Below are 25,101 nucleotides of genomic sequence, written 5' to 3' on the forward strand. Positions count from 1 at the left end.
TTCCTCCTAAAAATTTATTGGATATCCACGTATTTCGTATTGATTGCCAGGGGACGGAAGGGTTTGCCCCCATCCTCATAGAACTTGCCGAAGTATTCCAGGCACTGGAGACGAAGATCATGGACATAGCAGCCCAGAAGGTTCAGCGCGAAGTTCAGCGCGTTGCCCGCCAGGGAGATGACCAGGAAAATCACGATGTTGCCCGGAATCGCGCCCAGGGTGTTGAATACCTGGGCAATGACGCTGCCCGCCAGCATCAAAGCCATGAGACGGGCGTACGACAATATGTCGCCGAAGTAACCCGTCACGTGGTTGTAGAGGGAGCCGAAAATGCCCATGATCTTGCCGAAGCCCTGGCCGGTGACCAGGGGGCCGATGACGATCAGGGCCAGGCCCGCGTAAAGCACCAGGTTCGTCACGCCCACGGCCATCAGTCCGATGCCCACGAAGACGATCCACCACGTGACCTCCTCAAAAACGGCGTCCAGCACCTGCCCGGCCTTGAGCTTCCGGATGAAGCTGACGGCCATGCCGGTAATGATCTGCACCAGACCCAGAGCCATGGCCCCGACGAGAATCATCAGCGTGTCGTTCAGCGGGGTGAAGAGGGACGGCAGGGCGAAGTCTCCGCCGGTGGTGAGCTTTACCACCTGGGTCAAAAAGTCCCCGAAGAAGCCGCCGGTCAGCGCGCCCCAGAAGAAGGTGGAGACGCCGCACAGCTGCAAAAGGCCCATCATGTGGCCCATGGTTCCCTTGGGCCGGTACTTTTTCGCCACCAGGGTGCCCGCCAGAATCATCAAAAGACCGTACCCCATGTCCGCCATCATAATGCCGTAGAACAAAATGAAGAACGGGGCCATCAGGGGGTTGGGGTCCACGTTGTTGTACGCGGGGAGGGAGTACATCTCCGTCACCATGTTCAGCGGGCGGGTCAGCCAGTTGTTTTTCAGCTGCACCGGCACGTCGGGAATCTCCTCCTCCGTGGGGTCGCTGGCCTCCCAGGCGCAGCCCCGGCTCTCCAGAAGGGTCCGGACCTCGCCCAGCTTCTCCGCCGGGGCCCAGCCCTCGAAGAAGACGATGGTCCCGTCCGTCAGGAGACGCTCGGTGTTCAGGTCCTCGGCGGCCTCGGCGTTCAGCCGGTCGGCATAGAGCCGGAGGGCGTCCCGTTCCGGAGCCAGAGCGGCGATGGCGGCCTCCGCCTCCTGCCGCTGTTTCTGATTCTCGGACAGCGCCCGGTCCAGCGCCGCGACGTTTTCCGCCGCCGTCCCCGTCACGCCCTGAAACGCCGTCACGCTGAAGCCGTGGGGCCGGAGAATCTCCAGGGCCTTCTCCTCCTCCGCCCGGTGGGCGATGAGAAGGCAGCAGCGCTGCTGTTTGTCCGCGCCGATCTCATAGAGTTCCGCCGCGGTATCCCCCAGCTCGCCGCGGATAGCGGCGGTGTCCGCCGCCCCGGGGAACACCCCCAGGCGGAAGACCGCGTTCGCGGTGCCGCTCAGGTCCAGGGGCATATCCAGGGGGACCCAGGGCTCCAGCCCGGCCCTCCGGCTGAGGAGGCGGCCCTCCTCCCCCTGGAGACGGGAGATATCCTGGAGATGCCCGTTGATCCGCCGGCTGACGGCCCGGGCCTTTTCCAGGGTCTCGCGGTTTAAAAACTCCTCCTGGGACACCGGCCGGCGCTGGATGAAGAGCCCGTCCTTGGTCCCGCCGTAACGCTTCAGGGCGTCCAGGGCGGCGTTGGCCTCTCCCTGCTCGTTCTTGGTCTCCGCCAGCGTGGAGGTGTCCCGCCGCAGCAGCGCCGCCCAGGCGGGATCCGCCAGTTTGCCGGCGGGCTCGCTGATCTCCACACAGCCCAGGCGCAAGAGCTCCCGCAGGAGCGCATCCCGGCTGTTGGCCATGGCCATGACGCGGAGCTTTTTCATTTTAACAATGGCCATTTCAGTTGCTCACAACCCTTCCGACAATAAACTCCGCAGCCGCTTCCAGACGCTTGTCCGCCGCCTCGCGCAGCTTTCCCGCGTCCGCCTCCGCGGCCTGAGCGGTTTTCGCGGCCTGAGCCGCCGCCCGCTCCTCCGCCTGACGCAGAAGCTCCCGGCCGGCCTCCGCCCCGGCGCTCCGGGTCCTTTGCAAGAGCGCCTGACCTTCCTTCTCCGCGTCGGCGATGAGCTGCTTCGCCTCCGCCTCGGCGGCGGCGCGGCGCTCCCGGACCTCGTTTTCCACCTGCGTTACCTTTTCGATCGCTTCCAGGGACATTCGTTCTCACCTTCTCTCCATGTGCCATCCGTTCCGCCCTTGGTCCCAGCGAACCGTATCGGCATTCTATCATACAGTATAGGCGAAGTCCGCCGGTTTTGCAAGGGAATTTTTGTTATCGGGCGGAAAAGAAGAAAGCAGCCGCCCCAGGCGGACGGCCGCCAGAAATTGGAATTGGTACGCTGCGCCCGCCCTTTTCTTTTCCCGCCGTTTGTGGTATACTGCTTTTCAAACACACGGGAGGGGGAACTTTTATGCGAGCCGAGGAACGGCGGCAGGCCATTTTAACGTATTTACAGCGCTCCAGCCGCCCCGTCAGCGCCGGACGCCTGGCGGAGCGCTTTTCCGTCAGCCGTCAGGTGGTGGTGGGGGACGTGGCCCTGCTCCGGGCCGCCGGAGCGGACATCTCCGCCACGCCCAGGGGCTATGTAATCCTGAGGGCGGACCGGGGTCTGGTCCGCCGGGTGGCCTGCCGGCACGACGGGCGGGGCATGGAGGCGGAGCTCTGCGCCATGGTGGACCAGGGTTGCTCCGTGCTGGACGTCATTGTGGAGCATCCGGTCTACGGCCAGCTCACCGGGTCTCTCCAGCTCTCCAGCCGCTACGACGTGAGCCAGTTCCTCTCCCGCTGCGGGTCGAACGGGGCCCGGCCCCTCTCGGACCTCACCGGGGGCATCCATCTCCACACCCTCTCCTGCCCGGACGGGGAGGCCTTCCAGCGGGTGCGGGAATCCCTGCGGAACCTGGGGGTGCTGCTGGAGGAGGGGGATTGAATCCGCCCGAGACAAGGAGGACGTTATGAAAAAGGTTTCCGCCGCGCGGGACATGACGGCGGGCAGCCCCGCCGGGCACATTCTCTATTTCGCCCTGCCCCTTCTGGCGGGGAGCCTGCTCCAGCAGTTCTACAACATGGTGGACAGCTGGGTGGTGGGCCGCTACGTAGGGGACGGGGCCCTTGCCGCCGTGGGGGTGGGCTTCCCGGTTTTGACCATGTTCTCCTCTCTCTTCATCGGCCTCTCCGGGGGCGGCACAGTGGTCATCGCCCAGTTCTTCGGCGCGGGAAAAATGGACCGGGTCCGGGACGCGGTGGACACCATCTACGCCGCCTTCCTCACCTCCATCGTCCCCCTGACGGCCCTGGCGCTTCTGGCGGTGGGCCCCGTTCTCCGCCTGCTCCAGGTGGAGGAGGCGGCCTATGGCGAGGCTTACCTTTATTTAATAGTGGTCTGCGCCGGACTGACCGGCAGCGTGGGCTACAACCTCAACGCCGGCATCCTGGGCGGACTGGGCAACAGCCGCAGCACTTTGCTGTTTCTGGCCGTGGCCTCGGTGATGAACATCGTTCTGGACCTGGCGCTGGTCCTGTTCTTCGGCCTGGGGGTCCTGGGCGTGGCCCTGGGGACCGTCATCGCCCAGGCGTTTTCCTGGCTCTTCGGGGTGGCCTACATCAACCGGCGCTATCCGGATATCTCCCTCCGCCTTCTGCCAAGGAACTTTGACCGGGCCCTCTTCGGCCAGATCATGGGCATCGGCCTCCCGGCGGGGGTGCAGATGTCCCTGGTGGCCCTGGGGGCCATGGTGGTGATGGGGAAGATCAACACCTACGGCAAGGAGTTCACCGCCGGGTACAACGTGGGCTTCCGGCTGGACCAGCTGGCCTTTCTGCCCATCCAGAGCCTGTCCAGCGCCGTCATCTCCTTCGTGGGGCAGAACGTCGGCGCCAAGCGGATGGACCGGGCCCGGCAGGGTATCCGGGTCACGGTGACCCTCTCCGCCCTGTGGTCGCTGTTGATGACGGCGGTTCTCACGCCCTTCCGCGAGCCCTTGGTGGCCTTCTTCTCCCCCACGCCGGCGGTGATTCACGCCGGGGCGGTGTACCTCCAGTGCATTATGCCGTTCTACTTTTTCTTCGCCGTCATGTTCTGCCTGAACAACGCCATGCGGGGCGCGGGGGACAGCGTCTTCCCCATGGTGGACGTCATCTTGTCCCTGATCCTGGTCCGGGTCCCGGCGGTGTACTATCTGGCGGACCGCTTCGGCCCCGATTATATGTACTACGGCTGCGCCGTGGGCTGGGCCGTAGGGCTGGCCCTGTCCCTCGGGTGGTATTTCTCCGGGCGGTGGATGCGGCACGGGAGCCTGGCGGACCGGGAGAGGCCGGAGCAGTAGGACGCCTCCTCCGGCCCGTTCGTCGGACGGCGCAGAAGGGCCGCTATCCGCGGCGGAAAAACCCGCTTGTAATTTCCTGCCGGTTTCGGTATAATAAACTAATTGCACATCCCCGTCAGTACCGGCTGTCCTTCCATTCGGGGCCGCCGTTTTAAAGGAGAAAGACCATGGAAAAGAAAAAGTTCTATATCACCACGCCCATCTACTACCCCTCGGACAAGCTCCACATCGGCCACACCTACTGCACCGTGGCCACGGACACCCTGGCCCGCTATCACCGTTTGCTGGGGGAGGACGTTCTGTTCCTCACCGGCACCGACGAGCACGGCCAGAAGATCGAGGACAAGGCCAAGGAGGCCGGCGTCACACCCCAAGAGTTTGTGGACCGCATTGTGGAGGGTCCCCGGGGCGTGCGGGATTTGTGGAAGCTGATGAACATCTCCAACGACCGCTTCATCCGCACCACCGACAGCTACCATGTAAAATCCATCCAATATATTTTCCGCAAAATGCACGACAACGGCGACATCTACAAGGGCACCTACAAGGGGAAATACTGCACCCCCTGCGAGTCCTTCTGGACCGAGAGCCAGCTGAAGGACGGCTGCTGCCCCGACTGCGGCCGCCCTGTCAAGGACGCGGAGGAGGAGGCGTACTTCTTCCGCCTGAGCAAGTATGCGGACAAGATTCGGGACCTGCTGGAAAATACGGACTTCCTCCAGCCCCGCTCCCGGGTCCACGAGATGGTCCGCAACTTCATCGACCCGGGGCTGGAGGACCTGTGCGTCTCCCGGACCAGCTTCTCCTGGGGCGTGCCGGTGGACTTTGACCCGGGCCATGTGGTCTATGTGTGGGTGGACGCCCTCTCCAACTATATCACCGCCCTGGGTTATGGCAACGACTCCTATGACGACTATCAAGACTGGTGGCCCGGGGTGAACATCGTGGGCAAGGAGATCGTGCGCTTCCACTCCATCATCTGGCCCGCCATGCTCATGAGCCTGGGGGAGCCCGTGCCCCAGAAGTGCTTTGGCCACGGGTGGCTCCTTCTGGACGGCGGCAAGATGTCCAAGTCCAAGGGCAACGTGGTGGACCCCTATATCCTGGCGGAGCAGTTCGGCGTGGACGCGCTGCGCTTCTTCCTCATGCGGACCTTCCCCTTCGGGTCCGACGGCAACTTCTCCAACGAGCTTTTGATTCAGACCATCAACACCGACCTTGCCAACGACCTGGGCAACCTGGTTTCCCGCACCACCGCCATGGCGGGCAAGTACTTCGGCGGGAAGCTCCCGGCGGCCCGCCGCTATGAGAAGGAAAAGGACGATGAGCTGGTGTCCATGGCCCTGGGCCTCCGGGCAAAGTACGAGGACGCCATGGACCACTATGCGCCCCATAAGGCTTTGGACGAGGTGTTCAGGGTCATCCAGCGGGCCAACAAGTATATTGACGAGAATATGCCCTGGGCCTTGGCGAAGGATATGGACGCCAACGGCCCCCGCCTTGCCAGCGTTCTCTACCACCTGCTGGAGGCCACCCGGATCTGCGGCATTCTCCTGACCCCCTTCATGCCCGAGAGCATGGACAAGCTCTTTGCCCAGATCGGCGCGGAGAAGAACTGCCAGACCTGGGACAGCGCCGCTATGTGGGCGGCCCTGGACGAGGACGTGACCGTCACCAAAGGGGAGAACCTGTTCCCCCGGGTGGACATGGTCAAGGCGCTGGAGGAACTGGAGGCCGCCGTGGAGGCCGCGAAACAGGCGGAGTCCGGCGTGGAGCTGGAGCCCCAGCTTACGGAGCAGGTGGACTTCGACACCTTCTGCAAGTCCGACTTCCGGGTGGTGAAGGTGAAAGCCTGCGAGGCCGTGAAGAAAAGCGAGAAGCTTTTGAAATTCATCCTGGACGACGGCACCGGCGTGGACCGGCAGATTCTCTCCGGCATTCACAAGTGGTACGAGCCGGAGGATTTGGTCGGCAAAACCCTGGTGGCCATTGTGAACCTGCCTCCCCGGAAGATGATGGGCCAGGAGAGCTGCGGCATGCTGATCTCCGCCGTCCATAAGGAGAAGGGAGAGGAGGCGCTCCACCTCCTCATGGTGGACAACGCCATCCCCGCCGGGGCCAAGCTCTGCTGAGTTCCATTTTCGGCAAAACGGAACCGCAAAAGCCTTCGCGCGCTCCGCCGGTCCGGCAAAAAATCAGGCCAAAACGGCGGCGGCGGGGCCGGCCATTTCACAAAAACGCGTATACTTTCCCAAATGCAGGAAATACTGCCTCCATACCTTAAAAAGTAGGGAGGCAGTATTTTCATGTCCAAAACCTTGAAAGAGAGCGAGACCCTGAAAAACCTCATGCGGGCCTTCGCCGGCGAGAGCCAGGCCCGGAACCGCTACACCTTCGCCGCCAGCCTCTGCCAGAAGCAGCAGCTCCACGTGCTGGAGGCCGTTTTCACCTTCACCGCCAACCAGGAAAAGGAGCACGCCGAGATTTTCTACAACCACATGAAGGAGGCCGCCGGGGACACCGTCCACATCGACGGCGGCTATCCCGTGGACCTCACCAACGACGTCTCGAAGCTCCTTCGAATGGCCCAGCACAACGAGTTCGAGGAGTTCGACCCCGTTTACCCCAGCTTCGCCGAAACCGCCCGGCAGGAGGGCTTCCCCCAGGTGGCCTCCTCCTTCGAGCAGATTTCCAAGATCGAAAAAACCCACGGCAACCGCTTTGCCCAGTTCGCGGAGCTGCTGGAAGCCGGGAAGCTCTTCGTCTCCGACGCGAAGTGCGGCTGGCTGTGCCTGAACTGCGGCCACATTCAGGAGGGTCTCCAGGCCCCCAAGGTCTGCCCCGTCTGCTCCCACGACCAGGGCTTCTTCATCCGCCTGGAGATGGCCCCCTACGGCGGGAATATCCTGCGGGGATAAGGCGTTATCCGGCGGCCTCCGTCTCCGCCCGGACGTAGTCATAGGGGCCGAACACCGGCTGATCCGCCCGCAGGCCGTTCACCGCCGCCGCCAGGGCCCCGGCAAACGCCTCGGCGGACAGCGTCTCGTCCTCCGGGCGGACAACGGCGGCCATCGCCCCCGGCTCCTCCCCGCCGCCTGCGGTCAGGAGGAGCTGGGGCGGATTCTCCAGAGCCGCGAAATTCTCCGCCGGGAGAAAGGCCACATCCACGCCCCCCTCCCGCACCGCCTGGGCCGCGGCCTCCGGGGAGGAGCTGACGGAGACGCTCACCGCCTCCGCCTCCACCCCCTGGTCCGCCAGGGCGGCCCCCAGGGCCTCCGGCAGTTCCCGGACGGCCTGGGCCAGCTCCTGGGAGGAGAGGTCCCCCCGGGGAATCTCCACGAAGAGCGTGTCCAGACGAAGGGGCTCCGCCTCCGGCGGGGCGGGCGGCTCTTTTGAGCCGCAGGCGGAGAGCAGGACCAGAAGCAGGGCGCAGAGCAGCGGAAGATACGTTTTCATAGAGACTCCTTTTTTACGCGGTCCGGCGAAAATCCGCCGGTTTTTTTGTGGACAATCCGCCCGACCTTTGGTATAGTATTAACAACCGAACCGGCGGGCGGCGTCTTTATTCTAGCACGTCCCCGCCCGGCGCGCAAGGGCGGAGCTCCGTCGCCTTTCAAAGAGAAGCGCCATGCTGCGCATCCGGAGGGAGGCCGCGGCCGGTTCCCGGGCCGCGGAAGGCCCGCCCCCTATGGAGAGGCGGGTCCTCCCCTGTCGGGAGAAGTTCTATATTCTCAGCCGCTCCGTTCTGCGCCGGCCCCCACCAAATCACGACAAAGGAGAATCACCATGGAAGAAGAAGGCATCGTCTCCATCTGGCTCGGCAATTTTGAGAGCCGGGAAGCCCTGGCATTTTACGCCGAGAACCGCTTCAAGCGGAACGAGAACGGCGAGAAGGTCCCGTCCTTCACCCAGGACTTTTTCAACGGCGACCTCTGGCCCTTCGAGCCGGAGGTGTTCGACTATGAGTTTAACGACGTTCCCTCCCAGGACCCGGCCGTGGTGGCGGAGCCTCTGGGCGAGGAGCTGTCCCGCGCCCTGGCGGAGATTTATTCCAGAGGTTTCGACCACCCCTACAACGCCGTGATCGCGATCTACGACTATCAGTTTGAGGGCAGCCGCCACGTCCCCGGCGCGCCGGCGCAGTTCGTCGCCTCCCTGTCCTACATAGAGCGCTGAATCCTCCTCCAACGCCGCCCCGGTTCGCCGGGGCGGCCGTTTGCTTTGGCCCTTCCCCTCCGGGCCGCAGACGGAAGACCGCATTCCTATATAACGCACAAATAGGGCGAGGCCCGCCTTCCCCCAGGGAGGGCTCCTCTCCTGCCCGTAAAACTTTTTTCTTTTTCTCTCTCCGGTGAAAGTTTCCGCCCCGCCGAATCGTATCCATAACGAGAGCGCTCCAAAGGAGTTGATACCATGGATAAAAACCATCAGGCGGAGCGGCTGGCAAACGCCTATGCCGACGCGATTCTCCGCCTCAGCTATACCTATTTGAAAAACACAGCCGACGCCCAGGACATCTGTCAGACGGTGTTCGTCAAGCTTTTGACGGAGCCCCGGGAGTTTGAAAGCGCGGAGCACGAGCGGGCCTATGTCCTCCGCATGGCGGCCAACGCCTGCAAGGACCTTTTGAAAAGCCCCTGGCGCAAGCGCACCTGCGGTCTGGAAACCGTGCTGGAGGTCCCCGCCCCGGAGGCGGGGGACGGCTCCGTCCTGGCGGCGGTGAACGAGCTGCCCGCCCATTACCGGGCCGTGATCTACCTTTTTTACTACGAGGGCTATCAGGCGGCGGAAATCGGGAAAATCCTGGGCGTCCCCACCGCCACCGTACACACCCGTCTGGCCCGGGGGCGGGCCAGGCTCAAGGATATCTTAGGAGGTATGGACTATGAGCGATCTGTTTGACTATAAGAAGGAGATGAGCGCCCTGCGCTTTACGGAGAGCCAGAAGCGGGCCCTGGCGGAGGCCGCCGCCTCCGCCGCCGGAGGAACCGCGAAACGCCGCCGCCCGGTGTTCCGCACGGCCCTGATCGCCGCCGTTCTGGCGGCGGTCCTGGCGGTGGGGTCCAGCGCGGCGGGGATTCTGCCCGCGCCGGCGGACGTGTTCGCCCCCCTCTTCGGCGGGGCCGTGGCCCAGACGGAGGTCATTGACAAGATCGGCCGTCCCATCGGGGCCGGCGATTCGGACAACGGCATTACCATCACGGCGGACGCCATCATGGGCGACGCATACAACGCCGTCGTCGTCTATACCATCCGCCGGGACGATGGGGAGCGGTTCCTGCCCGCGGACAAGAATCTGGACGGCTCCTATCTCATGATCGGCGGGTTTGGCGGGTCCTCCTGGTCCAGAGGCGGCGGCCACGGCACGGCCTGGTTCGTGGACGAAGACCCAGACGATGACCAGGTGCAGTATGTGGAGGCCATGAGCCTCACCGGCAAGCCTCTGCCCCATGCCAACGCCACGGCGGAATTTGAAAACCTGACCTATTGGGACCCGGAGACGGAGGCGGAAGCGACCTTGTATGCGGGCCACTGGAAATTCCGCTATGAGGTGGATTTCGAGGACTGCGGCGTCCGCCTGGGCAGCGGGGAGACCTTCTCCCAGGACGGGCTGAAATTCACCATCGACGGCATCAGCGTGTCCCCCATCGCCGTGAAGGTGGATTACACCGCCGACGCCGAGGTGGCCTGGAGCGACGCTCCCAGCGGGCGCCAGGATCCCGAGGACGCCCGTCAGGCCAAGCGGTATCTGGAGAACATCGAGATTCTGCTGACCAAGACCGACGGCACCGTCGTCGACCTCAGCGGCGCGGGCGGCAGCATCTGTCCCGAAGACGGCGTGTCCGTCTGCTCGAAGGGCCAGGTCTTCGACGAGATCGTCCCCCTGGAGGACATGGCTTCCATCTCCGTGGGCGGCGTGGTCTTCGAAATCCCCCACAACTGAATCCGCAAGGCCGGGACTTTCGTCCCGGCCTCAGGCTGGCGAAAATGTCTTTTCGCCAGCCTGCGCAAGTTTTTCAAACCTTTCAAAAGATTTGAAAAACTTCTGATTGAAAACGAAAGGAACCCCTCCTGGGTTCCTCTCGTAACTCTCTTCCTTCCCGTTGCGTCAATCTTCTGCATTTTTTCGGCACGCTGAGGCCGGGACTTTTGTCCCGGCCTTTTCCTTATTCAATTTCAATATGTACCGACTCATGGAACTGGGGCTCCACCAGTCCGGGAATGTCCACCGCGTCGGTGAAGCGCACGTCCTGGGTGTACTCCTTCAGCAAGGAGACAATATAGGGATGGGGACGCTCGTCGGGCCGCCCCGCCGCCGCGCAGACCACAATCGTCTTGGGCGCCAGGCGGCTGACGCTCTTCCGCGTGGCGGAGGTTAGGGAGGCGTGGTGGGGCAGCTTCAAAATGTCGCAGGGCGTCAGGGTGTCGTTGTCCCAGACCGCGCCGTACATGTCGCCCCCCAGGACAATCTCCTTGCCATGGTAATAGAGCCGCTGGCGGAGGCTGGAGATGTTCATGGACTTGGTCCAGCGCATCAGGTCATAGCGGTTCCGCTCCCCCCGGAAGGCGGCGTCGTAAACCGCTTTTTGACGGGGATACAGGGCGGGCTCGCCGGGGAGGATATCCATGGTCAGCTCCTCCGTCAGCTGAAGGGTCTCCACCCATTCCCCCGGCAGCTCCACGAACTCCCCCACCCGGCCCGGGTGCTCCCGCAGGGCCGCGGCGTAGATATCCAGGCAGCGGAGGAGGTTCCGGGCCGCGCCGGGGAGTCCGTTGTCCCCGTCGGGGTCCAGGGGGCCATGGCCCTCGGTGGGCACGTAGGTGGTCAGCATCTGGTCCACCTCCACCGCCTCCAGCACCCGTCCCAGGCCGCCAATGTGGTCCCGGTGGAAGTGGGTGCACAGCAGAATGTCCAGGCGGCGGATCCCCTGCTTTTTCAGGAAATCCCCGGCGTAAATCCGCTTGGACCGGGGGTCCGGCGGCGCGGGATGGTCGTCCCGGATCAGATTGTCATGGCCGCAGTCCACCAGCATGGCGAAGCGCCGCCGCCCCTCCTCCAGCTCCTGGATGAGAATGGAATCTCCGTTGCCCACGTTGATGAAATCCAAAACCAGCATACGCTGCGCCCCCCACACTTATTTATTTGGAATAGGATACCACAGCCAGAGTGGCCTTGCAAGAAAAAGCCCCCGGTCTCACCCGCCAAATTTTTGCCCAAAATTTCGACATCCTGACGAAGCCGCCCCCCCAGCGCCCATCTCCCCCGGCGGGAGGCCGGCGGAGGGCGTTCCGATTATGAGATACATAGTTGTAACAATTCCGGCGCGCATTCTCCCGTCCGACGGACCGTTCCCGGGAAGCCGCCCCCGCCCTCCCGGCGTCCGTTCACTTTATTTGCTACATAACTGTAACATACAATTCCCGCTCCGCCCAGGAAAAAAGAGCGCCGCAGCGCCCTTTTTTCTCAAGCCTTTTTCCCCAGCAGCTTCTCCGCCAGCAGGCACAGGGCCACTGTCAGCACCATGTCCGCCAGGGTGCAGCCAATGACCAGGTCCACGCCCATCAGCGCCCGGTAGGCGGCAAAGCCCACGGCCCAGACCGCCAGATTCCGGCCGTCGAAGTCCACGCCGAAGCGGTCCCGCTTCAAGAGGAAGAAGTCCGCGATCTGAATGGCGATCATGGGAGCGAAGACGGAGCCGATCCAATACAGGAAACCGGTGATGTCATCCATGGGAAACAGCATCGCTCCCGCCGTGCCCACAATTGTAACCACCGCCGCCGTCCGCTTTCCGCCGAACTTTTGGCTGAGGGATCCGGCGGAGATGCCGGCGGACCACGCGTCCAGGAAGGTTGTGGTGACGGTGGAGAGAACCAGGATCACCAGCGCCGCGGCGCCCAGTCCCGCCTTTACCAGGATGGCGGCAATGTCGCCCTCTCCGGTGAGAATCGCCGCGCCCATGCCGATGGCGTACATCCAGGTGGAGACCAGTCCGTAAACCAGAGTGCTGGCCAGGGTCGCCTGGAAGGGCTTCTCCGCCTCCCGGGTATAGTCGCTGACCAGGGGCAGCCAGCTCAGGGGCATGGCCACCGCCAGCTCCACCGCCGCGCCGAAGCTCATGGCCTCCCCGGCGGAGCCGCCCGCCGCAGTCGGGCCGGAGGAGACGATGACCCCGCACAGCACCACGGTCAGCACCAGCAGGGCGGACATGGAGATTTTATTGATCCACCCCAGATTGGTGACGCCCACCAGAATCCAGAGAAGGATCAGCCCGCCGATCACCAGACACCAGAGCCAGTGCCCGGCGGAGAAGATGCCCCCCACGGCCAGGGCCCCGTCATAGATCATAATGGCGGTCCAGCCCACCAGCTGGAGCACGTTCAGCAGGGCGAAGAGGAGCCCGCCCCGCTGGCCAAAGCTCATTTTCACGGTCTCCATGGCGCTTTTTCCGCTCCGGCCGCCGATCAGGCCCGCCAGGAAGAACAGCCCACAGCCGATGACGTGGCCGGCCACAATGGCCGCCAGGCCCTTGGCAAATCCCAGGCCCGCGAAACTGGTGCCGGTGAGAATCTCCGCCAGGGAGACCCCCGCCCCGAACCAGATCAGGCTGTTTTGAAAGACGGAGGTCTTCTTCACGCTTCCCCCTCCCCGCCGGTAAAGCGGCTCTTCAGGTCCCACATGTGGTCCATGGGTCCGGAGCCCCGGCCCAGGTTCAGCCGGGCGGAAAGGGCCCCGAAGATGTATTCCTTCGCCCGCTCCACCGCCTGCTCCAGGGGAAAGCCCTTGGCCAGGTTGGATGCAATGGCGCTGGAGAGGGTGCAGCCGGTGCCGTGGGTATTGGGATTGTCCACCCGCTGGGAGCGGAACCAGCGCCCCTCCCCGCCGGGCTGCCAGAGGTAATCGTTGGCGTCGCTGATCTGGTGGCCCCCCTTGCAAAGAACGGCGCAGCCATAGGTCTCCCCGATGGCCCGGGCGGCCCGGACCATCTCCTCCGGTCCCCGGATGCTTATGCCGGAGAGAATCTCCGCCTCCGGAATATTGGGGGTCAGCACCGCCGCCAGGGGCAGCAGGCGGCTTTTCAGCGCGTCCAGCGCGTCCTCCGAGATCAGCCGGTCCCCGGAGGTGGCCACCATCACCGGGTCCACCACCACGTTTCCGGCCCGGTACTCCGCCAGCTTGCCGGCAATGACCTCAATGAGGGGGACGCTGGCCACCATGCCGGTCTTCACCGCGTCGGGGAAGATGTCGGTAAACACACAGTCCAATTGTTCCGCCAGGAAGTCCGGCGTGGACTCCTGAATGCTCTTGACGCCGGTGGTGTTCTGGGCCACCAGGGCCGTGACGGCGGTGAGGGCGAATACCCCGTTGGCGGTCATGGTCTTGATGTCGGCCTGAATTCCGGCGCCTCCGCTGGGGTCGGTCCCCGCGATCGTCAATGCTGTTTTCATATTCCTGTCTCCTTTTCGCATTGAAGTTTTATAACACGATACAAGGTGGTGCCCCCAATGTACCGTGCGGAATCGGCCCGGGGCCGGTCTTCCCTTACAGTTGCTCCGCCAGGGCCCGGAGCTCCCGGGCAGCCTCCTCCGGATTCCTCTGCCCGAAGATGCCGGAAACCACCGCTACGCCAGCCAGGCCCAGGCCCTTCAGCTCCAGAATATTCCCCCGGTTCACGCCGCCGATGGCCACAACCGGGATGTCCGCCGCCGCCGTGACGGCCTGGATGGTCTCTCTGGGAATGGGTCTGGCATCGCTCTTGGTGCCGGTGGCGAAGGCCGCCCCGCAGCCCAGATAATCCGCCCCCGCCGCCCGGGCCCGGCGGGCCTCCTCCGGCGAGTGGGCGGAGACGCCGATGATCTTCCCCGGCCCCAGCAGCTCCCGGGCCCGTCCGGCCTCCAGGTCGCTCTGGCCCACGTGGACCCCGTCGGCCCCGGCCTCCAGGGCGATTTCCACTTGGTCGTTGATGATGCTGACGGCCCCCAGGCGGCGGCAGAGGGCGGTGAAGCGCCGGGCCTCCTCCAAAAAGGCGTCGTGGTCCAGGCGCTTCTCCCGAAGCTGGACCATCCCCGCCCCGCCCCGGACGGCGGCTTCAATCTGGCGGAAAAGCGCCGCCTCGTCCTCTGCCCAGGCGCGGTCCGTGACGGCGTACAGCCGCAGGGTCTCCGGACAAATCCTCATGGCAATTTCTCCTCCTGCATTTTCGAAGTCAAACAAAAACCGCGGACAAACCAACCTGGTCTGTCCACGGTAAAACGCCCGCTTATTTCCCTACGTTGGCATGATCCAAATCAGGTTCCGGGTCGGGACCTTCACGGCCCCCTCTCAGCCCGCGCCAGCGGACTCCCCTTTTGTTGTGGGTCCATCATACGCTCTTTGCCGCCGCTTTGCAAGCCCCCTTGACAAATTTTTCTCCCGGTGGTATGCTGAGGCCGAAAAGCAGGGGAGCCGAAAGGCTGAGAGGAAGCGCGGGCTTCGACCCTTAACCTGATGCGGGCAATGCCGCCGGAGGGAGTCTATGACGGGACTTTTGACGGCGGTGCGCATTCAGGCGCGCCGCCTTGCTTTTTGGAATCGTTTGCAAAGGGGGAACGCGGAGAAAACACACCGGCGTCCCGGTTCGCCGGGAGCGGACGGAGGGGGAGCGCCCTGCGTCCGGGCCAAATAAACAGCGGGTCCCGCCCCGGCGGGGTCCCGGCAGCGATGGGAAGCCGTGTTCCGGCGTGAGAGGAGGCCAGAAAGCCTCGACCGAATTTTCCGGGGCGGATGCGTCCGCCCAGCCTTGCCATGCAGGGGGAAAACGCTGCCGCGTGTTTCTCTTTGCGATTTCTGTTTGTGAAGGAGTCTTTATCTATGAAATTAAGTCCTGTCAAGAAGCTGGCCCTGGCCGGCGTTCTCTGTGCCGTGGCCGTGGCGGGGAGCACGCTTTCCTTCCCGGTCTTCGGCAGCAAATGCGCCCCGGTCCAGCACATGGTCAACGTGCTCTGCGCCGTCTTCCTGGGGCCCTGGTACGGCGTGGGCGCGGCCTTCGTGGCCAGCCTTCTGCGCAACCTCCTGGGCCTGGGGAGTCTGCTGGCTTTCCCCGGCAGCATGTGCGGCGCCCTGCTCTGCGGCCTGGCCTTCTGGCTGAGCAAGAACCTTCCGGCCACGCTGATCGCCGAGGTGCTGGGCACCGGCGTCCTCGGGGGCCTGGCCGCCTATCCCGTGGCCAAGCTGGTGATGGGCCTGACCCCGGAGACCTACACCGTCTACATCGTCCCCTTCCTGATCTCCACGGCGGCGGGCTCCATCCTGGCGGGGGCCCTGGTCTATTCCCTGCAAAGAAGCGGCGCGCTGAGGTCCATACAGGCCCCCCTGGAGCGCTGATTTTTATTCGGAGGTCCTATGACAACGCCTGACTTCTCCCTGCTGGAGGCCGTCCGCCTCCGCCGCCCGTTGGTCCACTGTGTCTCCAATCTGGTCTCCGCCAACGACTGCGCCAATCTGGCCCTGGCGGTGGGGGCCAGCCCCGTCATGGCCCAGGCCCCCCAGGAGATGGAGGTCCTGGCCGCCGCCAGCGCCGCCGCCGTGCTGAACACCGGCACGCCGGACGAGGAAAAGTTTCGGGCCTGCCTCCTCCGCGGGCGGGAAGCCGCCCGGCTGGGCCGTCCGGTCGTCCTGGACCCGGTGGGCGTGGGGGCCAGCCCCTGGCGGCTGGAGCGGGTGGAGGAGCTGCTGTCGGCCTTCACCCCCGCGCTGCTGCGGGTGAACCTGGGGGAGGCCCAGGCCCTGCTTCACCTGGAGAGCCAGGAGCAGGGCGTGGACAGTCCCGCCGCCGGCCCGCTTTCCCAGCGGGCGGAGCTGGCCCGCCGTCTGGCCCGGGAGCGGGGGACCGTTGTCCTCCTCTCCGGCCCCATGGACCTGATCTCCGACGGGACCGCCTCCTGGGCCGTCTCCGGCGGCAGCTCCCAGATGACCCGGGTCACCGGCACGGGCTGCATGCTCTCCGTCCTCTGCGGCGTGTTCGCCGCCGTGTCTGCGGAGATTCCCGCCGCCGCCGTCACCGCCGCCGCCTTCTGGAAGGTCTGCTCCCGCCGGGCGGAGGCCCTCTCCGGCGGACGGGGCCCCGGCAGCTTCCGCGCCGCCCTTCTGGACGCCGCCGGAACCCTGACGGCGGAGGACTGCGCCGGGGATGCCCAGGTCCGCCTCTTGTAATTCTTCGCGTCCCCGTCCGGAAACCTCCTCCGGGCGGGGATGTTTTTTCATTTCCGGGCCACATGATCTGGACAGGCGGAAAATAGGATGCTATAATACTACACTTGTTAGAGCATCGAAAGAAAAAGGGAGGAAATTGCATTCACATGGCAAATACGACTATGGGTCTGTGGACCACGCTGCTGGTGACCGCCGCTGCGGGCATCGGCGGCACCGGCCTGGGGGGCGCCCTGGCCACCCTCTTCCACCGGGACTCCGGCAAAGGGTCCAGCCTGCTTTTGAGCTTCGCCGCCGGGGTAATGGTCTCCGTGTCCTGCTTCGGTCTTTTGACCGAGGCCGCCGCCCCCGGCGCCATGGAGCTGGTGGCCCTGGGGGTTTTCGGGGGCTGCGCCGTCTCGGCCGGGCTCAACGCCCTGCTGGACCATGGCCGGCCCGCCGGCGGGCTGATATTGGCGGGCCTGGTCATGGCCGCCGCCATCGCCCTGCACAACGTGCCGGAGGGCATGGTCATCGGCGCATCCTTCATCGGCGGCACCGTCCGCCAGGGCTGGACCATGGCCGCCGTCATCGGCCTGCACAACATTCCCGAGGGCATGGCCATCTCCGCCCCCATGGTGGCGGGGGGCGAGAGCCGCTGGCGCGCGGCGGGAGTGGCGGCCCTCTCCGGCGCGCCCACGGTGCTGGGCGCGGCCCTGGGCTACTGCCTGGGCACCCTGGGCCCCGTGTCCCTGACCCTGACCCTGAGCTTTGCCGCCGGGGCTATGCTGTACGTCGTCTTCGGCGAACTGCTGCCCGAGGCGGCGGGCCTTTGGAAGAGCAAGCTCCCCGCCCTGGCGGCGGTGCTGGGCATCCTGGTGGGAATGCTGATCGACGGGTGACGGTTCCTCCGGCGGAATTTCAGTCCGGCGCGGCGGACTTCCCGCTCTTTTGACACGCCAAACGGCGGCATGGCCCTCTGCCATGCCGCCGTTTTTCCGCTTTCCCGCCTCAAAGCCGCTCCCGGTAATAGACCACCAGAAGGTCCACCACGGTTCCGTAGGACTGGATGCCCCGCTCGTCGCCGTAGCTCTTCAGCAGCCCGTCATAGACCTTATTGCTGGCCCGCTGGACCGTCGTATCCTGAAACTGGGCCCAGTAGGCGTTGTTGTACGCCAGGTCCAGCTGGGCCTCCTCTGGAATCAGGGCCTCCCGGATGGCCCAATAGGCCTCCGGGTCCTGAGAGTACAGGGCGTTCCCCAGGTATACATATCCGATCAGCCAGCCGGAGTACACATAGGCCGGGTCGCCGCAGGTGGTGGAGGCCAGCACCGCCAGGAAGTTGCACTCCTGCTCCGAGGCAAAGCCCCGCTGGTGGGCCAGCTCGTGGGCCACGGTGGAGGGCAGCATGCAGGCCGGGCTGTCCACGTTGACGTTGGACTCCCCGGTGAAGGAGCTGTAAAACCCCGTGAAGTCCATGGCGCTCATCAGCCGGGAGAAGGCCATGGACTTCACGCCCGGGTCGTCAAAGGCCAGGAAGGGGAACTCCCGGACGGCCCCGTCATAGGCGCGGACGCTGTTTTCCAGAATCTCCTCCCGGGAGACGGCGAAGAGCCCCCGCCCGTCCCGCTCCACGTTTCCCGCCGTCTCCGCCACCCGGGCAGCGAAATAGGCCGTGACCTCCTTCAAGTCCTCCAGGGCCACGGGCTGGGCATATATGCCGGACTTGTCCTGGAAGCTGTCCGTCCAGAAATTCACCCCCCACAAAAGGCAGAATCCGCACCAGACGGACAGCAGAACGCACACCCCCCGCAACCCCGCGCCATAGGCCCGGCTTCGCCGCCGGCCCTTTGCCCGCGCCACGGCGGCGGCGCTCCAGATAAGATACCCCAATCCCGCGAGGACCGCCAGAACCTCCACCACCTCCATAACGGAGAAGGGGACCTGGTAGCATATCCGCCCCAGTCCCCGCCGGAGGGGGCCCGTCACATGGTCCGCCAGGGCATTCATCAGCCAGCGCTGCCCCCGGAGAAGGAAGTAGGCCAGCAGCACGCCCACGTCTGCAAGCAGCCAGATATGCAGTTTTTTATACTTGAGGAACCACGCTTTCCATCTCATATCCGTCTCCCCTGCCGCAGGAGGGCCCCGCGTCGTTCAGGCGGCGTCACTCCGCCGCCGCCAGCAGCTGTTTGGTATAGTCTTCCCGGGGGCGGCTGAAAATCTCCTCCACCGTCCCCTGCTCCACAATGCGCCCCTGCTTCATCACCAGCACCCGGCCGCAGAGCTGATAAACCACGTTCAGATCATGGGAGATGAAGAGGAAGCTCAAATCCAGCTCCTGCCGGAGACTGCGCAGCAGCTCCAGAATCTGGGCCTGGATGGTCACGTCCAGGGCGGACACCGGCTCGTCGGCAATCAGGAACCTGGGCCGCCGGATCAGGGCCGCCGCGATGCTGACCCGCTGGCGCTGCCCGCCGGAGAGCTCGCCGGGCCGGGCCCTCAGGCACTCCGCAGGAAGCTCCACCCGCTCCAGCATCTCCCGGACCCGGCGCTTCCGCTCCGCCTTGCCGTACTTGCCATAGACCCGCAGAGGCTCCTCCAGGGTCCACTCCACGCTGTAAAAGGGGTTCAGGGAGCTGTAGGGGTCCTGAAAAATCATCTGGGGCCGCTTCGTGTAATGGACGACCTCTCCCCGGTCCGGCTTCACCATGCCCAGGATGGTCCGGGCCAGGGTGGACTTTCCCGTGCCGGACTCCCCCACAAGGCCCAGAATCTCCCCCCGGCGGACGTCGAAGCTCACATCGTGGAGGACCTCCTGGCGCCGCGTTTTCCCAAAGGGCCCCGCCCCGCCGCTGTAGCCGCTGTCCACATGGCGCAGGGACAGCACCAGCTCCGGACTCATGGCTCTCCCTCCTTCCGCGTTCTGGTGGGAATGGCCGCCACCAGCCTTTTCGTATAGGGGTGCCGGGGATGGCGGAACACCTCGCCGGAGGGTCCCTCCTCCACCAGCACGCCCCTCTGCATCACCGCCACCCGGCCGCAGAGCCGGCGCACCACGTTCAGGTTGTGGGAGATGAAGAGCATGGACATGCCGGACTCCCGGTTCAGCTTCTTCAACAGCTCCAGAATCTGGGCCTGGATGGTCACGTCAAGGGCCGTCGTGGGCTCGTCCAGCAGCAGCAGCTTGGGCCGGGCCACAATGGCCGCCGCGATCATGGCCCGCTGGAGCATGCCCCCCGACATCTGGTGGGGATAGCGGCCATAGACCGCCTCCGGCTCCGGCAGCTCCACCGCCGTCATGGCCTCCAGGGCCAGGCGGCGGCGCTCCTCCCGGCCCAGCCGGGTGTGCACCCGGAGGACCTCCTCCACCTGGGGGCCGATCTTCATCAACGGGTCCAGGGAGGTCAGGGGCTCCTGAAACACCACGCCGATCTCCCGGCCCTGTATATTCCGCAATTCCCTTCGGTCCGCGTGGAGAAGCTCCGTCCCGTCCAGAAGGATTTCCCCGGAGTAATCGCACTGCTTCCGGGGCAGCAGTCCCGCCACGCTCATGGCGGTGACGGTTTTGCCGGACCCGGACTCGCCCACCAGGCCCACGATCTCCCCCGCCCCGATGGAGAGGCGGATTCCGGCCACGGCCTCCCGCTCCCGGTTCCAGAACCGGACGCGGAGGTCCCGAATTTCCAGCATCACAGCACCCCCTTGTCCCGCCGCCGCAGGCCCTCGCCCAAAAGGCCCACGCTGAACACCAGCAGCACAATGACAAGCCCCGTGCCGGCAGCGTACCAGGGCGCGGCGAAAAGCATCCCCTGGGCCTCGGAGAGCATGTAGCCCAACGAGGCGTCCGGCGGCGTCACGCCGATGCCCAGAAAGCTCATGGACGCCTCCGCCAGCACCGCGTTGTTAAACCCGATGGTCAGGGCGGGCAGCAGTACCGGCAGCGTGTTGGGCAGCATGTGGACCAGCAGAATCCGCCCGCTGGAGGCCCCCATCAGCCGGGCGCTTTTGATATAGTTCACGTCCCGCAGGGCCGCGAAGGCCGTCCGGGTCACCCGGGCGAAGCTGGGGATGAACACCAGCCCCAGAGCCAGGACCACGTTGCGCTTCTTCCCCGGCCCCAGGACGGAGATGACCACCAGCGCCAGAAGGATGCTGGGGAAGGCCGTCAGCGCGTCGTTCAGGCGCATCAGCGCCTCGTCCACCGGGCCGCCGAAGTACCCCGTCAGCGCCCCCACGAAGGAGCCGCACACCGCGCCGATGGCCAGGGTGGCCAGGGCGATGGACACCGTGGCCCCCGCCCCCTGGAGCACCCGGCTGAAAATGTCCCGGCCGAAGTTGTCCGTGCCCATCCAATGGGCCAGGGACGGACCGGCGAACTTGGGCCCCGCCGCCATGGCGTTGGGGTCGTAGGGCGTCCAGAATGCGCCCAGGAGAATCAGCGCCGCCAGGGCGCAGCTCAGGACCAGCCCGGCTATGAGAAAACCGTTTCGCTTCTTCATGCCGCGCCTCCCGTCCGGAGCCGGGGGTCGATCCCCTGGTTCAAAAGGTCCGCCGCCGTTCCCGCCAGCACCACCCAGAGGGCCAGAATGACCACAATGGCCTGGACCATCGGATAATCCCGGTTGGCGATGGACGTCACCAGCATCTGCCCCAGGCCGGGGATGACGAAGACCTGCTCCACCACGATGCTCCCCGCCACGATCTCCGCCATGGTCTGGGCCAGGAAGGTGACCACGGGGGGCAGAGCGTTTTTCAGCACGTGCCGCCGGAGGACGGCCCGGCGGTCGTTTCCCCGGGAGATGGCGGTGCGGACATAGTCCCGCCCCATCTCCTCCTGTATGGTGCTGCGGAGCATCCGCACCGTCATGGCAATCCGGGGAATGGAGAGGGCCACGGCGGCGAAGAGCAGATAGGCCACTGCCCCGGAGAGGTCCGTTTTCGCGTCGGGAAACTGCCCCGGCGTAAACCACTTCAGCCCCACGCCGAAGACCCAGGACAGCAGAATGCCGGTGAAAAACGGGGGCACGGCCATGCCCAGCTGGTTCAGCGCCGTCCGGGCCCCCTGGAACCGGCTCCGGCCGGAAGACCAGAGCCCCAGGGGAATGGACGCCGCCGTAATCAGGGCGAAGCTCATCAGGCTTAAACACAGCGTCAGCCGCAGCTTGGGGGCCAGGATGTCCCGCACGGGCTGCTTATAGCTGGTGGAGACCCCCAGGTCCCCGGTGAAAAAACCCAGCAGCCAGTCTCCATAGCGCACCAGCAGGGGCCGGTTCAGCCCCAGCTCCTCCCGCAGGGCCTCCAGCCGTTCCGGCGTGGCGGAGGTGCCCAGCATGGTGGTGGCGGCGTCGCCGGAGATGAGGTCAAAGGCCGCAAAGGTCAAAAAGGACACGGTCAGCATGGTCGCCAGCAGAGCGGCGGCCTTTTTCAGTGCGTAGTTCATGGGCAATACCCCTTTTGAAAAAGGGGAGGCGTGAAGCACTCGATTCCCTCTTCACGCCTCCGCCTTATAAAATCACGCCGTATATTGAATGCCGGCCAGGTCCAGAACGTAGATCGGATAGAACCGCACGCCGGCGAGTCCCTTGCGGACGGCCACCAGGTCCGCAAGGTCCTGGATGTACACGTTGGCGGCGTTCTCCGTCAGATTGGCCTCCGCCTGCTTATAGGCCGCGGTCTGCGCCGCGTCGTCCGCCGCCGTAATGGCCTGCTGGAAGAGCGCGTCATACTCCGCGTTGTTATAATTGATAAAGTTATTACCCGCCGTAGAGGTAAACCGCTCCAACAGGGCCCGGGCGGTCATGGTGGAGGCGTCCACGCCCACCACAGTGGCCTGATACTGCCGTCCGGCGTACACGTCGGAGAGCCAGGTGCCCCACTCCACCAGCTGAATCTCGGCGGTGATACCCACCTCTTTCAGCTGCTCCACGATCACCTGGGCGGTGTCGATGTGGGGCTGGTAGTTGGAGGGGACGGTGATGGTCATCTTAAACCCGTCGGGATAGCCGGCATCAGCCAGAAGGGCCTTGGCCTTCTCCACGTCGTGGGTGTAATGGTTGGTCAGGGACTCGTCGAAGTACTTGCCGAAGGCGGGGTACATGCTGGAGCCGATGAGGCTGCCGTACCCGTCGAAGGCCAGGTCCAGAATCTGCTGGCGGTCCACGGCGTAGCACAGGGCCTGCCGGACCCGCACGTCGTCAAAGGGCTTCTCCGCGTGGTTGAGGTACATGGCCTGAACCAGATTCATGGTGCCCTCTTCGATGTTGAAATCATCCCCCAGCTGGGCCACCTGGGTGCTGGTCATGTGGGCGAACAGGTCCACCGCCCCGCTCTGGAGGCTCATGAGGATGCTGTCCGCGTTCTCAATGATTTTGAAGGTGACTTTATCCAGGTGGGCGGGCTCGCCCCAGTAATCCTCGAAGCGCTCCAGGACGATGTTGTCCTGGGCCGCCCGGGAAATGAACCGAAAGGGCCCGGTGCCCACGGGGGCGGTGTCCTGCCCGTCGTAGTCCGCGGGAAGGATCGCCGTGGTCAGATAGGACAAAAACTCGCTGTCGGGCTCTTCCAGCGTAATGGAGACCACACGGGGGTCCTCCGAGGTGATCTCCCGGATATTGGAAAACGCCTCCACCTCAAAAACGCCGTCGCCGCCATTCTTGCAGCGGGCCAGGGACTCGCCCACGTCCGCCGCCGTCACGGGGCTGCCGTTATGGAAGGTAATCCCCTCCCGGATGGTAAACGTATAGACCAATTGGTCTTCTGAAATTTCAAAGGATTCCGCCACGGCGGGAATCAAATCCCCGTCGGGGGTGGGCTTCATCAAGCCCTCGAACACGTTGAACATAACCTCTTTGGTTCCTGCCGCCACGGCCTTGTGGGGGTCAAGACTCTCGTCGAGGTCCTGGGCGATGCCGACGGTGATCTCATTGGGGTGATCCGCCGGAGGGTCCTCCGCCTCAGGGGTGCTGGTGGAGCCGCTGGGTTGTCCGCCGTCTGCCGTTTGGCCCGTGCTGCCGTCTCCGCATCCGCAGAGTACGGCGCTCAGGAGGCCCAGCAGAAGAAGGAGCGCCAAAAGTTTCTTCTTCATGTCTGCTTCCTTTCATCACTGCCCGATCGCGGGTCAGTGTTGGACGGGGAAACTGTCCCGCCCAGACAAAATTGTTCGGCTCTATTCAGTTTTGAAGGCTCTCATGAATAAAGCCCCGCGGGCGTCCCGGTCTTCCGGGCGCCCACAGGGCCGTATTATACACGAAGCGCTCCGGGACTGCAAGAGGTTTCACAGACTTTTTTGGCCGCCGCCTCCGCCCTTTTCCGTGGGCTTCGGGCCGCAGCTCCCGCCGGCGGCGTAGGCCGCCGCCTCCTGGGGCAGGCCCTTCTTTCGCAGGCGGACGTCCACAAAGAAGTTAATCAGGCAGTTGAGGCAGGCGCACACCGGCACGCCGAAGAACATTCCCGGCACGCCGAAAAAGCCGCCTCCCACCAAAATGGCGATGATGACCCACAGGCTGCTGAGGCCCGTGGTGTTGCCCAAAATCTTGGGGCCGATGACGTTGCCGTCCAGCTGCTGGAGGGCCAGAACGAATATGCCGAAATACAGCGCCTGCCGGGGGGAGACCAGCAGAATCAAAAAGGCGCTGGGAATGGCCCCCAGGAACGGCCCGAAGAAGGGGATGATGTTGGTGACGCCCACGAAGACGGACACCAGGGGCGTGTAGGGGAATTTCAGAATGGAACAGCTCACAAAGCATAGAATACCGATGATGATGGAATCCAGCAGCTTCCCCCGGACAAAGCCGGAGAAGATGCTGTCCGCCCTCCGCACCCCCCGGAGGACCAGACCCACATTCTCCCGGGAGAACAAACTGTAGGCCAGCTTCCGCCCATAGGCGGCGCAGCGCTCCTTGGTGGCCAGGAGGTAAACGGAGGCAATGACGCCCACCAGCAGGTCCTTGGCGAAGTTCACCAGGCTCAGCACCCCGCCGGACACCGTCACCATCACCGCCTGAAGCTGGGGCAGGACGCCGCTGGTCAGCCACTTGTCCAGGTCCTGGAAATAGGCCGCCATCTGCTGGTTCACCCAGTTCGCCACGGTGGGATTCGTCTCCAGCAGGTGAATCACCCATCCGCTGATAGTCCGGTAGTAGTTGTCCGCGTTGTCGATGAGCTGCAAAACGCTCTTATAGAGCTCCGGCATCAGCACGGAGGCCAGCAGGTAGAAAAAGCACGCGATCACCAGCCAGGCCAGCAGGATGCCCACGGTCCGCACCGCCATGGCGGCGGAGCGATTCCGCGGCTTTCCCGGCCGGAGGGGAAAGAGATTCCGCTCAAAAAAGTTGACCATGGGGGCCAGCAGATAGGCGATGAACGCCCCGTAGAGAATGGGCTTCACCGCCTCCACCAGGGCCAGGGCCGCCTTGCCCCCAAAGAGCGTGTCGTACAGCAGCATAACCGCGGCGGCGGTCAAAAAAACCGTCACGCCCAGGCTGACATAGTGGTTCTTCCGTTCCATGGCGCTCACC

At 64.6% G+C, this 25,101-nt stretch carries 24 protein-coding genes and 2 riboswitches; of the genes, 10 read left to right on the plus strand and 14 right to left on the minus strand.

Annotated features, from left to right (window positions below):
- Positions 1-14: 14 nt before the first annotated feature.
- Both QZ329_RS04140 and QZ329_RS04145 read right to left on the minus strand, forming a co-directional pair.
- A complete protein-coding gene (locus tag QZ329_RS04140) occupies positions 15-1,934 on the minus strand; it encodes a V-type ATP synthase subunit I (protein ID WP_295748594.1) in 1,920 nt (639 codons plus the stop codon).
- A 1-nt stretch (position 1,935) separates the two neighbouring features.
- On the minus strand, positions 1,936-2,250 hold the full coding sequence (locus QZ329_RS04145; protein WP_295748595.1) for a hypothetical protein: 315 nt from the start codon (positions 2,248-2,250) through the stop codon (positions 1,936-1,938).
- A 254-nt stretch (positions 2,251-2,504) separates the two neighbouring features.
- On the opposite strand from QZ329_RS04145, the gene QZ329_RS04150 reads away from it, so the two are divergent.
- The 4 genes from QZ329_RS04150 to rbr all read left to right on the plus strand — a co-directional run bounded on the left by QZ329_RS04150 (position 2,505) and on the right by rbr (position 7,337).
- Positions 2,505-3,023 (plus strand): transcription repressor NadR, encoded by a 519-nt coding sequence (locus QZ329_RS04150; RefSeq protein ID WP_295748596.1) that lies wholly within the window; start codon positions 2,505-2,507, stop codon positions 3,021-3,023.
- Positions 3,024-3,048: 25 nt separating this feature from the next.
- Positions 3,049-4,419 (plus strand): MATE family efflux transporter, encoded by a 1,371-nt coding sequence (locus tag QZ329_RS04155; protein WP_295748597.1) that lies wholly within the window; start codon positions 3,049-3,051, stop codon positions 4,417-4,419.
- A gap of 167 nt (positions 4,420-4,586) precedes the next feature.
- Positions 4,587-6,551 (plus strand): methionine--tRNA ligase, encoded by a 1,965-nt coding sequence (gene metG / locus QZ329_RS04160; protein ID WP_295748598.1) that lies wholly within the window; start codon positions 4,587-4,589, stop codon positions 6,549-6,551.
- Between the two features lie 174 nt (positions 6,552-6,725).
- A complete protein-coding gene (gene rbr / locus QZ329_RS04165; RefSeq protein WP_295748600.1) occupies positions 6,726-7,337 on the plus strand; it encodes a rubrerythrin in 612 nt (203 codons plus the stop codon).
- Between the two features lie 4 nt (positions 7,338-7,341).
- Here rbr and QZ329_RS04170 read toward each other — a convergent pair whose 3' ends face one another.
- On the minus strand, positions 7,342-7,875 hold the full coding sequence (locus QZ329_RS04170; RefSeq protein ID WP_295748602.1) for a hypothetical protein: 534 nt from the start codon (positions 7,873-7,875) through the stop codon (positions 7,342-7,344).
- 330 nt (positions 7,876-8,205) lie between these two features.
- Between QZ329_RS04170 and QZ329_RS04175 the strand changes: the two genes are divergently transcribed.
- The 3 genes from QZ329_RS04175 to QZ329_RS04185 all read left to right on the plus strand — a co-directional run bounded on the left by QZ329_RS04175 (position 8,206) and on the right by QZ329_RS04185 (position 10,363).
- The gene (locus QZ329_RS04175; RefSeq protein WP_295748604.1) at positions 8,206-8,595 is read left to right on the plus strand and encodes an immunity 22 family protein; all 390 of its coding nucleotides are present in this window, start codon (positions 8,206-8,208) and stop codon (positions 8,593-8,595) included.
- Between the two features lie 237 nt (positions 8,596-8,832).
- Positions 8,833-9,321, plus strand: coding sequence for a sigma-70 family RNA polymerase sigma factor (locus QZ329_RS04180; protein WP_295748605.1), 489 nt, complete (start codon positions 8,833-8,835; stop codon positions 9,319-9,321).
- Positions 9,305-10,363 carry a DUF4179 domain-containing protein gene (locus tag QZ329_RS04185; protein WP_295748607.1) on the plus strand — a complete coding sequence of 353 codons (1,059 nt, stop codon included), beginning with the start codon at positions 9,305-9,307 and terminating at the stop codon, positions 10,361-10,363. The genes QZ329_RS04180 and QZ329_RS04185 overlap by 17 nt, the downstream gene beginning before the upstream one ends.
- Before the next feature lie 223 nt (positions 10,364-10,586).
- On the opposite strand, the gene QZ329_RS04190 is transcribed toward QZ329_RS04185, so the two are convergent.
- The 4 genes from QZ329_RS04190 to thiE all read right to left on the minus strand — a co-directional run bounded on the left by QZ329_RS04190 (position 10,587) and on the right by thiE (position 14,596).
- Positions 10,587-11,537 (minus strand): MBL fold metallo-hydrolase, encoded by a 951-nt coding sequence (locus QZ329_RS04190; protein WP_295748608.1) that lies wholly within the window; start codon positions 11,535-11,537, stop codon positions 10,587-10,589.
- A gap of 347 nt (positions 11,538-11,884) precedes the next feature.
- Positions 11,885-13,054 carry a putative hydroxymethylpyrimidine transporter CytX gene (gene cytX, locus QZ329_RS04195; protein ID WP_295748610.1) on the minus strand — a complete coding sequence of 390 codons (1,170 nt, stop codon included), beginning with the start codon at positions 13,052-13,054 and terminating at the stop codon, positions 11,885-11,887.
- Positions 13,051-13,866 carry a bifunctional hydroxymethylpyrimidine kinase/phosphomethylpyrimidine kinase gene (gene thiD, locus QZ329_RS04200; protein ID WP_295748612.1) on the minus strand — a complete coding sequence of 272 codons (816 nt, stop codon included), beginning with the start codon at positions 13,864-13,866 and terminating at the stop codon, positions 13,051-13,053. The genes cytX and thiD overlap by 4 nt, the downstream gene beginning before the upstream one ends.
- 94 nt (positions 13,867-13,960) lie before the next feature.
- Entirely contained in the window at positions 13,961-14,596 is a 636-nt protein-coding gene (gene thiE / locus QZ329_RS04205; protein WP_295748613.1) for a thiamine phosphate synthase, read from the minus strand.
- A gap of 70 nt (positions 14,597-14,666) precedes the next feature.
- Positions 14,667-14,775: riboswitch (TPP riboswitch) on the minus strand.
- A 71-nt stretch (positions 14,776-14,846) separates the two neighbouring features.
- Positions 14,847-14,946: riboswitch (TPP riboswitch) on the plus strand.
- Positions 14,947-15,268: 322 nt separating this feature from the next.
- Here thiE and thiW point away from each other — a divergent pair.
- The 3 genes from thiW to QZ329_RS04220 all read left to right on the plus strand — a co-directional run bounded on the left by thiW (position 15,269) and on the right by QZ329_RS04220 (position 17,487).
- On the plus strand, positions 15,269-15,781 hold the full coding sequence (gene thiW, locus QZ329_RS04210) for an energy coupling factor transporter S component ThiW (RefSeq protein WP_295748614.1): 513 nt from the start codon (positions 15,269-15,271) through the stop codon (positions 15,779-15,781).
- A gap of 18 nt (positions 15,782-15,799) precedes the next feature.
- Positions 15,800-16,609 carry a hydroxyethylthiazole kinase gene (gene thiM / locus QZ329_RS04215; RefSeq protein WP_295748616.1) on the plus strand — a complete coding sequence of 270 codons (810 nt, stop codon included), beginning with the start codon at positions 15,800-15,802 and terminating at the stop codon, positions 16,607-16,609.
- A gap of 146 nt (positions 16,610-16,755) precedes the next feature.
- Positions 16,756-17,487 (plus strand): ZIP family metal transporter, encoded by a 732-nt coding sequence (locus QZ329_RS04220; protein WP_295748618.1) that lies wholly within the window; start codon positions 16,756-16,758, stop codon positions 17,485-17,487.
- Positions 17,488-17,596: 109 nt separating this feature from the next.
- Here the strand turns inward: QZ329_RS04220 and QZ329_RS04225 are convergent, their stop codons facing one another.
- The 7 genes from QZ329_RS04225 to QZ329_RS04255 form a co-directional block, all read right to left on the minus strand.
- Positions 17,597-18,703 (minus strand): DUF3810 domain-containing protein, encoded by a 1,107-nt coding sequence (locus tag QZ329_RS04225; RefSeq protein WP_295748620.1) that lies wholly within the window; start codon positions 18,701-18,703, stop codon positions 17,597-17,599.
- A gap of 46 nt (positions 18,704-18,749) precedes the next feature.
- Complete coding sequence (locus tag QZ329_RS04230; RefSeq protein WP_295748621.1) at positions 18,750-19,487, minus strand: ATP-binding cassette domain-containing protein; 738 nt, start codon at positions 19,485-19,487, stop codon at positions 18,750-18,752.
- Positions 19,484-20,275: an ABC transporter ATP-binding protein gene (locus QZ329_RS04235; protein WP_295748623.1), complete on the minus strand. Its 792-nt coding sequence runs from the start codon at positions 20,273-20,275 to the stop codon at positions 19,484-19,486. Before QZ329_RS04235 ends, QZ329_RS04230 begins: the two co-directional genes overlap by 4 nt.
- On the minus strand, positions 20,275-21,084 hold the full coding sequence (locus QZ329_RS04240) for an ABC transporter permease (protein ID WP_295748625.1): 810 nt from the start codon (positions 21,082-21,084) through the stop codon (positions 20,275-20,277). Before QZ329_RS04240 ends, QZ329_RS04235 begins: the two co-directional genes overlap by 1 nt.
- Positions 21,081-22,025, minus strand: a complete 945-nt coding sequence (locus QZ329_RS04245) for an ABC transporter permease (protein ID WP_295748627.1) — start codon at positions 22,023-22,025, stop codon at positions 21,081-21,083. Before QZ329_RS04245 ends, QZ329_RS04240 begins: the two co-directional genes overlap by 4 nt.
- Positions 22,026-22,097: 72 nt before the next feature.
- Positions 22,098-23,669, minus strand: a complete 1,572-nt coding sequence (locus tag QZ329_RS04250) for an ABC transporter substrate-binding protein (protein WP_295748629.1) — start codon at positions 23,667-23,669, stop codon at positions 22,098-22,100.
- A gap of 189 nt (positions 23,670-23,858) precedes the next feature.
- Positions 23,859-25,091, minus strand: coding sequence for an AI-2E family transporter (locus tag QZ329_RS04255; RefSeq protein WP_295748631.1), 1,233 nt, complete (start codon positions 25,089-25,091; stop codon positions 23,859-23,861).
- Positions 25,092-25,101: the final 10 nt, after the last annotated feature.

Origin of the sequence: uncultured Oscillibacter sp., assembly GCF_910579365.1 — a bacterium.
Taxonomy (GTDB): Bacteria; Bacillota; Clostridia; order Oscillospirales; family Oscillospiraceae; genus Oscillibacter.

What these genes read in the sequence shown, in the direction of transcription:
- QZ329_RS04140 (WP_295748594.1), bottom strand. Translation starts at nt 1,934, where the DNA reads ATGGCCATTGTTAAAATGAAAAAGCTCCGCGTCATGGCCATGGCCAAC.
- QZ329_RS04145 (WP_295748595.1), bottom strand. Translation starts at nt 2,250, where the DNA reads ATGTCCCTGGAAGCGATCGAAAAGGTAACGCAGGTGGAAAACGAGGTC.
- QZ329_RS04150 (WP_295748596.1), top strand. Translation starts at nt 2,505, where the DNA reads ATGCGAGCCGAGGAACGGCGGCAGGCCATTTTAACGTATTTACAGCGC.
- QZ329_RS04155 (WP_295748597.1), top strand. Translation starts at nt 3,049, where the DNA reads ATGAAAAAGGTTTCCGCCGCGCGGGACATGACGGCGGGCAGCCCCGCC.
- metG (WP_295748598.1), top strand. Translation starts at nt 4,587, where the DNA reads ATGGAAAAGAAAAAGTTCTATATCACCACGCCCATCTACTACCCCTCG.
- rbr (WP_295748600.1), top strand. Translation starts at nt 6,726, where the DNA reads ATGTCCAAAACCTTGAAAGAGAGCGAGACCCTGAAAAACCTCATGCGG.
- QZ329_RS04170 (WP_295748602.1), bottom strand. Translation starts at nt 7,875, where the DNA reads ATGAAAACGTATCTTCCGCTGCTCTGCGCCCTGCTTCTGGTCCTGCTC.
- QZ329_RS04175 (WP_295748604.1), top strand. Translation starts at nt 8,206, where the DNA reads ATGGAAGAAGAAGGCATCGTCTCCATCTGGCTCGGCAATTTTGAGAGC.
- QZ329_RS04180 (WP_295748605.1), top strand. Translation starts at nt 8,833, where the DNA reads ATGGATAAAAACCATCAGGCGGAGCGGCTGGCAAACGCCTATGCCGAC.
- QZ329_RS04185 (WP_295748607.1), top strand. Translation starts at nt 9,305, where the DNA reads ATGAGCGATCTGTTTGACTATAAGAAGGAGATGAGCGCCCTGCGCTTT.
- QZ329_RS04190 (WP_295748608.1), bottom strand. Translation starts at nt 11,537, where the DNA reads ATGCTGGTTTTGGATTTCATCAACGTGGGCAACGGAGATTCCATTCTC.
- thiD (WP_295748612.1), bottom strand. Translation starts at nt 13,866, where the DNA reads ATGAAAACAGCATTGACGATCGCGGGGACCGACCCCAGCGGAGGCGCC.
- thiE (WP_295748613.1), bottom strand. Translation starts at nt 14,596, where the DNA reads ATGAGGATTTGTCCGGAGACCCTGCGGCTGTACGCCGTCACGGACCGC.
- thiW (WP_295748614.1), top strand. Translation starts at nt 15,269, where the DNA reads ATGAAATTAAGTCCTGTCAAGAAGCTGGCCCTGGCCGGCGTTCTCTGT.
- thiM (WP_295748616.1), top strand. Translation starts at nt 15,800, where the DNA reads ATGACAACGCCTGACTTCTCCCTGCTGGAGGCCGTCCGCCTCCGCCGC.
- QZ329_RS04220 (WP_295748618.1), top strand. Translation starts at nt 16,756, where the DNA reads ATGGCAAATACGACTATGGGTCTGTGGACCACGCTGCTGGTGACCGCC.
- QZ329_RS04225 (WP_295748620.1), bottom strand. Translation starts at nt 18,703, where the DNA reads ATGAGATGGAAAGCGTGGTTCCTCAAGTATAAAAAACTGCATATCTGG.
- QZ329_RS04230 (WP_295748621.1), bottom strand. Translation starts at nt 19,487, where the DNA reads ATGAGTCCGGAGCTGGTGCTGTCCCTGCGCCATGTGGACAGCGGCTAC.
- QZ329_RS04235 (WP_295748623.1), bottom strand. Translation starts at nt 20,275, where the DNA reads ATGCTGGAAATTCGGGACCTCCGCGTCCGGTTCTGGAACCGGGAGCGG.
- QZ329_RS04240 (WP_295748625.1), bottom strand. Translation starts at nt 21,084, where the DNA reads ATGAAGAAGCGAAACGGTTTTCTCATAGCCGGGCTGGTCCTGAGCTGC.
- QZ329_RS04245 (WP_295748627.1), bottom strand. Translation starts at nt 22,025, where the DNA reads ATGAACTACGCACTGAAAAAGGCCGCCGCTCTGCTGGCGACCATGCTG.
- QZ329_RS04250 (WP_295748629.1), bottom strand. Translation starts at nt 23,669, where the DNA reads ATGAAGAAGAAACTTTTGGCGCTCCTTCTTCTGCTGGGCCTCCTGAGC.
- QZ329_RS04255 (WP_295748631.1), bottom strand. Translation starts at nt 25,091, where the DNA reads ATGGAACGGAAGAACCACTATGTCAGCCTGGGCGTGACGGTTTTTTTG.